The sequence below is a fragment of the Streptomyces synnematoformans genome (assembly GCF_039531005.1).
Lineage (GTDB): Bacteria > Actinomycetota > Actinomycetes > Streptomycetales > Streptomycetaceae > Streptomyces > Streptomyces synnematoformans.
The window spans coordinates 1-4,958 of the sequence record NZ_BAAAPF010000417.1; the positions used below are offsets into that span (position 1 = coordinate 1).

6 protein-coding genes are annotated in these 4,958 nt (G+C 75.2%); 4 read left to right on the forward strand and 2 right to left on the reverse strand.

The window, feature by feature from the left end; genetic code table 11:
• Positions 1-850 (forward strand): NUDIX hydrolase (locus ABD317_RS33400; protein WP_344295029.1); only part of this gene is annotated, 850 nt, incomplete at its 5' end.
• Between the two features lie 28 nt (positions 851-878).
• Positions 879-1,712, forward strand: coding sequence for an MBL fold metallo-hydrolase (locus ABD317_RS33405; RefSeq protein WP_344295031.1), 834 nt, complete (start codon positions 879-881; stop codon positions 1,710-1,712).
• A gap of 88 nt (positions 1,713-1,800) precedes the next feature.
• On the opposite strand, the gene ABD317_RS33410 is transcribed toward ABD317_RS33405, so the two are convergent.
• Positions 1,801-2,475 (reverse strand): cyclic nucleotide-binding domain-containing protein, encoded by a 675-nt coding sequence (locus tag ABD317_RS33410; protein WP_027753007.1) that lies wholly within the window; start codon positions 2,473-2,475, stop codon positions 1,801-1,803.
• Positions 2,476-2,898: 423 nt separating this feature from the next.
• Between ABD317_RS33410 and ABD317_RS33415 the strand changes: the two genes are divergently transcribed.
• Both ABD317_RS33415 and ABD317_RS33420 read left to right on the forward strand, forming a co-directional pair.
• Positions 2,899-3,927, forward strand: a complete 1,029-nt coding sequence (locus tag ABD317_RS33415; protein ID WP_344295033.1) for an ATP-binding cassette domain-containing protein — start codon at positions 2,899-2,901, stop codon at positions 3,925-3,927.
• Positions 3,924-4,745, forward strand: coding sequence for an ABC transporter permease (locus tag ABD317_RS33420; RefSeq protein WP_344295035.1), 822 nt, complete (start codon positions 3,924-3,926; stop codon positions 4,743-4,745). Before ABD317_RS33415 ends, ABD317_RS33420 begins: the two co-directional genes overlap by 4 nt.
• Here ABD317_RS33420 and ABD317_RS33425 read toward each other — a convergent pair.
• Positions 4,742-4,958 (reverse strand): hypothetical protein (locus ABD317_RS33425; protein ID WP_344295037.1); only part of this gene is annotated, 217 nt, incomplete at its 5' end. The genes ABD317_RS33420 and ABD317_RS33425 overlap by 4 nt on opposite strands.

Below are 4,958 nucleotides of genomic sequence, written 5' to 3' on the forward strand. Positions count from 1 at the left end.
CGGGCGGTGGACGCCGCCCGCCGAGCGCGGCCGCGCGCTCGCCCGCGGCGAGCTGACGCCCGTCACGCCGCGCCGCGCGGCGACGGTGCTGCTGCTGCGCGGCGCGGCGCCCGACGGCCTCTGGGTGTACATGCTGCGGCGGCGCACCTCCATGGCCTTCGCCGCCGGTGCGTACGCCTATCCGGGGGGCGGCGTCGACCCGCGCGACGAGCGCCCGATGGACCCGGCGGCCTGGGCCGGGCCGTCTCCGGCGGAGTGGGCGGCGCGGCTGGGGACGGCCGAGCCGGTGGCGCAGGCGGTGGTCTGCGCGGCCGTGCGGGAGACGTTCGAGGAGGCCGGGGTGCTGCTGGCCGGGGCCTCGGCGACGGAGGTCGTCGCGGACGCCACGGGGGCGGGCTGGGAGGCCGACCGCGCCGCGCTCGTCGCCCGCGAGCTGGCCTTCGCCGACTTCCTCGCGCGCCGCGGCCTGGTCGTACGGTCCGACCTGCTCGGCGCCTGGGCGCGCTGGATAACCCCGGAGTTCGAGGACCGGCGGTACGACACGTGGTTCTTCGTCGCCGCCCTCCCCGAGGGCCAGCGCACGCGGAACGCCTCGACGGAGGCAGACCGCGCGGAGTGGGTCAGACCCGCCGAGGCGGCCGCGGGCTACGACCGGGGCGAGCTGGCGATGATGCCGCCGACGATCGCGACGCTGCGCCGGCTCCGGGAGTACGGGTCGGCGGCCGAGGCGCTGGGCGCCGCCGGGGAGCAGGACCTGACGGCGGTGCTGGCGAAGGCCAGGGTGGCGGGGGACGAGGTCGTGCTGAGCTGGCCGGGGCACGAGGAGTTCACGCTGAGGATGCCGTCGTGAGGGCGGCTGGGCCGACATGGGGGGTCGTGTGACGGACGCGGCGGCGTTGCCCGGGCAGCCGCGCGGCGGCGTGCCGGGCGGCCCGGCCACCGCCCGGGCGACGTGCGTGCTGGCGCCCAACGCCTCGCCCATGACGCTCGACGGCACGAACACGTGGATCGTCGCCGAGCCGGACTCACCGCGGGCCGTGGTGATCGACCCGGGGCCGCTCGACGAGGGCCATCTGGCGGCGGTCGTGGACACCGCGGAGCGCGCGGGGCTGCGGGTGGCGCTCACGCTGCTCACCCACGGGCACCCGGACCACGCGGCGGGCGCGGCCCGCTTCGCGGAGCTGACCGGGACGAACGTGCGGGCGCTTGACCCGGCGCTGCGCCTCGGCGACGAGGGGCTGGCCGCGGGGGACGTGATCACCGTCGGCGGGCTGGAGCTGCGGGTCGTGCCCACGCCGGGGCACACGGCGGACTCGCTCTGCTTCCACCTGCCGGCGGACGCCGCCGTGCTCACCGGCGACACGGTCCTCGGCCGCGGCACGACGGTGGTGGCCCACCCGGACGGCCGGCTGGGCGACTATCTCGACTCGCTGCGCCGGCTGCAGTCGCTGACGGTGGACGACGGGGTCGCCACGGTGCTGCCGGGCCACGGGCCGGTGCTGGAGGACGCGCAGGGCGCGGTGGAGTACTACCTGGCGCACCGCGCGACGCGGCTGGCCCAGGTCGAGACGGCGGTCGAGAACGGCCACCGCACGCCGTCGGACGTGGTGGCGCACGTGTACGCGGACGTGGACCGCACGCTGTGGCCGGCGGCGGAGCTGTCGGTGCGGGCCCAGCTGGAGTACCTGGAGGAGCACGGCCTGATCACGTAGCCGGGGGCACAAAAGGCCGTACCCGGTCCCGGCCTTCCTCTCCGTCCTCCGCGCTCTCCGCGGCAGCGGCGCGGGGTCGGCGTCGGGGTCAGCGGCTCCTCTTGGCCAGGCGCTCCACGTCCAGCAGGATCACGGCCCGCGCCTCCAGGCGCAGCCAGCCGCGGCTGGCGAAGTCCGCCAGCGCCTTGTTGACCGTCTCCCGGGATGCGCCGACCAGCTGGGCCAGCTCCTCCTGCGTCAGGTCGTGCACGACGTGGATACCCTCGTCCGCCTGCACGCCGAAGCGCCGCGAGAGGTCCAGCAGGGCGCGGGCGACGCGGCCCGGGACGTCGGAGAAGACCAGGTCGGACATCTGGTCGTTGGTGCGCCGCAGCCGGCGGGCGACCGCCCGCAGCAGCGCGGAGGCGACCTCGGGGCGGGCGTTCAGCCAGGGCTGGAGGTCGCCGTGGCCGAGGCCCAGCAGCTTGACCTCGGTCAGCGCCGAGGCGGTCGCCGTGCGCGGGCCCGGGTCGAACAGGGATAGCTCGCCGATCAGCTCGCCCGGGCCGAGCACGGCCAGCATGTTCTCGCGGCCGTCGGGGGAGGTGCGGTGGAGCTTGACCTTGCCGTCGGTGACGACGTACAGCCGGTCGCCGGGCTCGCCCTCGTGGAAGAGCGCTTCACCGCGCGACAGCGTCGCCTCGGTCATGGAGGCACGCAGCTCCGCAGCCTGCTCGTCGTCGAGCGCGGCGAAGAGGGGCGCGCGCCGCAGAACGTCGTCCACGAGTTCTCTCCTTGTCGGGGTGCCCGGGCGACCGCGGGCCGTGGCTCGGTCGGCCCGTCGTTTTCCATGATGCCGGACAAGTAAAACAGTGCGATCAGTCACAAGTTTGACGTACCGCAGCGTGAACCGTACGCCAGGGGTCCGATTGGCGGCACTTTTCCGGTGGCCTTCGGCGGTGCCCGGCGGGTTGCGCGGGGGGCGCGCGGAGGGGCGCGGAGGCCCGGGCGGGCGCTCAACAAGCCGGTCGGGGCGCCCTCGCGCGGGGTGCGCGGGTTGACCCGTACGGCCCCATTCCGCTCTCAGCGAACGCACCTCCCGCAATCCGACAATACGGACATCGTGCCGCGGTGTCAGCGCCCTGTGCGCGCCGTGCCAGCGGCCCTCGGCACGCTCCTTCCCGCAGACCGAGAAGGAGACACCCGTATGACTCACGCATTCCGGGCCGAGGGCCTGGTCAAACGGTTCGGCGCGACGACCGCGCTGGCCGGCATCGACCTCGCGGCCCGGCAGGGCACCGTCCTCGGCGTCCTCGGCCCCAACGGCGCCGGCAAGACCACGGCCGTACGCATCCTCGCCACCCTCCTCCGCCCCGACGAGGGCGTCGCGACCGTCGGCGGCCTCGACGTCGTACGCGACGCCGGCGAGGTGCGCCGGCTCATCGGGCTCACCGGCCAGTACGCCTCGGTGGACGAGGACCTGACCGGCACCGAGAACCTCGTGCTCATCGGCCGGCTCCTCGACATGCGCACCGCCGACGCGCGGGCGCGCGCCCGCGGGCTGCTCGCGTACTTCGAGCTGGCCGAGGCCGCCGGCCGCCCCGTGAAGACGTACTCCGGCGGCATGCGCCGCCGCCTCGACCTCGCCGCCTCCCTCGTCGGCCGGCCCGACGTCATCTACCTCGACGAGCCGACGACGGGCCTGGACCCGGTGCGCCGCGAGGACGTCTGGGGCATCGTGCGCTCCCTCGTCGGGGACGGGGTGACCGTGCTGCTCACCACCCAGTACCTGGAGGAGGCCGACGCGCTCGCCGACGAGATCTCCGTCATCGACCACGGCCGGGTCATCGCCCACGGCACCCCGGCGGAGCTGAAGCAGCGCGTCGGCGGCCGCCACCTCGACGTGCGCCCGCTGGACCCGGCGCGGCTGCTGGAGTCGGCCGGGATCCTGGCGGCGGTGGCCGGGGCCCACCCGGAGTCGCCGACGCGCGGCATGCTGACCGTTCCCGTCGAGGGCGACGGGATGCTCACCGCGGCCGTACGCCGCCTCGACGAGGCCGGGATCGCGGTGGCCGAGCTGTCGCTGCGGCTGCCCGACCTGGACGACGTGTTCTTCACGCTCACCGGCCACGGCACGGCCGCCCCGGCCGGGACCGCCGCCGGATCCGCCCCCGGGGCCGGCACCGGGGCCGCCGACGTCGGCGGCACGACCCAGATCGAGGAGCCCGTCCGATGACCACGCTCACCGCACCCGAGCGGACCGCCGCCCCGTCCCGCCGGGAGGGCGCCGCGCGCCCCTTCGCCCTCGTCCGCCACAGCGTCGCGCTCGCCGGCCGCAGCCTGGTCAAGACCGCGCGCACGCCCGAGCAGCTGATCGACGTGACGTTGCAGCCGATCCTGTTCGTCATCATGTTCCTGTACCTGCTCGGCGGGGCGGTCGCCGGCTCGACGCAGGAGTACCTGCAGACGCTGCTGCCGGCGCTCATGGTGATGAGCACCGTCTTCGCCTCCGTCCAGACCGGCATCAACCTCAACGACGACATCAAGAAAGGCATCTTCGACCGCTTCCGGAGCATGCCCATCGCCCGCTCCGCGCCGCTGATCGGCTCGGTGCTCGGGGACCTGATCCGGTTCGTGATCCTGATAGTGGTGCAGCTGGGCTTCGGTTACGCGGTGGGCTTCCGGATCGAGACCGGTCCGCTGTCGGCGCTGGCGGCCTGCCTGCTGGTGATGTTCTTCGCGTTCTGTCTGACGTGGGTGTTCGTGCTGATCGGGATGCTGGCGCGGGAGCCGGGGGCGGTGCAGGGCATCGGCTTCATGGCGATGTTCCCGCTGACCTTCGGGACCAACGTACTGGTCCCCACCGACACCCTGCCCGGCTGGCTGCAGGCGTGGGTCGACGCCAACCCGGTGACGGCGGTGATGGAGACCGCGCGCGGGCTGATGGTCGGGGGCGCGGTCGCGGGGCCGGTGCTGGAGACGGTGCTGTGGAGCGCGGGGGTGTTCGCGGTGTTCTTCCCGCTGGCGGTACGGGCCTACCGGCGGCGCACCTAGGGACCGTGCGGGACGGCGCCCTCGCCCGCCGCGGTGCCGGCGGCCCCCGCGGCGTCCGCGTCCGTGTCCGCGTCTGCGGCGTCCGCGTCCGCGGTCACGTACGCGCGCAGCAGCTCGATCGCGTCGCCCTGCTTGAGTGCGGCGCCGCGGGCCCGGGCCGGCTCGAAGCCCGCGCCGAGTTCGCGGCGCAGCCGGCCGGCGAGCAGGGCGGCG

What these genes read in the sequence shown, in the direction of transcription:
- ABD317_RS33415 (WP_344295033.1), top strand. Translation starts at nt 2,899, where the DNA reads ATGACTCACGCATTCCGGGCCGAGGGCCTGGTCAAACGGTTCGGCGCG.
- ABD317_RS33420 (WP_344295035.1), top strand. Translation starts at nt 3,924, where the DNA reads ATGACCACGCTCACCGCACCCGAGCGGACCGCCGCCCCGTCCCGCCGG.